We start from the raw sequence: 884 nt of genomic DNA, 5'->3' as shown, positions 1-884 counted from the left end.
GTCGTGGTCGACCCCCGCCGCGACATCACCGAATACCTGTCCGACGCAAAGAAGTACGGGCTGACCATCGAAGGTGTGATCAACACCCACTTCCACGCCGACTTCGTCTCCGGCCACCTCGAACTGGTCGACGCCACAGGTGCGTGGATCGGATTCGGTGAAGCCGCCGAGACCGACTACCCGATCCGGCGGTTGCGCGACGGCGAGAAGCTCTCCCTCGGCGAGGTCGAACTCGAAATCCTGTCCACCCCGGGCCACACCTGGGAATCGATCTCGGTGCTGGTGCGCGAACACCCCGGCGCCGTCCCGACCGCGGTTCTCACCGGCGACTCCCTGTTCATCGGCGACGTCGGCCGTCCCGACCTGGTCAACCTCGGAGACGGCTCGACCAGCGATCTGGCGCGGGCCATGTACCACACCGTGCACGAGAAGTTGCTGACGCTGCCCGACGAGGTCGTCGTCATGCCCGCTCACGGCGCCGGTTCGTCGTGCGGAAAGAACCTGTCGACCGAACTCACCTCGACCATCGGGGAGCAGCGCGCCACGAATCCGTCCGTGCAACCGATGAGCGAGGACGACTTCGTCGCCCTGGTCACCGAAGGGCAGCCGGCCGCCCCGTCGTACTTCTCGGTCGACGCCGCGATGAACAAGCGGATGCACCCGCTTCTGCTGCAGGACCGCACCATTCCCGAGCTGAACCCCGAGCAGGTGAAGGCCGAACTCGAGGCCGGCACGCGTGTTCTCGATGCGAGAAGCGTCGACGATTTCGCCGCTGGGCATCTGCGCGGATCGGTCAACGTCGGGTTCGACGGGCGTTTCGCCGAGACCGGCGGCATGGTCGCCGAGGTCGGCGAGAAGATCGTGCTGATCACCTATCCCGGTGA

Annotated in this window: 1 protein-coding gene; it reads left to right on the top strand. The window is 66.1% G+C overall.

The features are described 5' to 3' along the window. On the top strand, positions 1–884 hold an 884-nt coding region (locus tag ACPCXD_RS22890), incomplete at both ends, for an MBL fold metallo-hydrolase (protein ID WP_423661208.1).

The sequence above is a fragment of the Rhodococcus sp. AB351 genome (assembly GCF_049538275.1).
GTDB lineage: Bacteria > Actinomycetota > Actinomycetes > Mycobacteriales > Mycobacteriaceae > Rhodococcus.
This window is presented reverse-complemented; position numbering and strand designations above follow the sequence as displayed.